This is a genomic window from Limosilactobacillus rudii (assembly GCF_014145455.1).
Taxonomy (GTDB): Bacteria; Bacillota; Bacilli; order Lactobacillales; family Lactobacillaceae; genus Limosilactobacillus; species Limosilactobacillus rudii.
Genome location: NZ_JACIVB010000035.1, coordinates 1 through 237, shown reverse-complemented (window position 1 = coordinate 237; position 237 = coordinate 1). Strand labels below are relative to the sequence as shown.

1 rRNA gene is annotated in these 237 nt (G+C 56.5%); it reads right to left on the bottom strand.

The annotated features are described in order from the left end of the window. Window positions 1–237, bottom strand: a 16S ribosomal RNA gene (locus H5S39_RS02345); the annotation flags it as partial.

The following is a 237-nucleotide window of genomic DNA, read 5'->3' as shown; positions in this document are numbered from 1 at the left end:
AAGGCCCGGGAACGTATTCACCGCGGCATGCTGATCCGCGATTACTAGCGATTCCGACTTCGTGCAGGCGAGTTGCAGCCTGCAGTCCGAACTGAGAACGGCTTTAAGAGATTAGCTTGCCCTCGCGAGTTCGCAACTCGTTGTACCGTCCATTGTAGCACGTGTGTAGCCCAGGTCATAAGGGGCATGATGATCTGACGTCGTCCCCACCTTCCTCCGGTTTGTCACCGGCAGTCT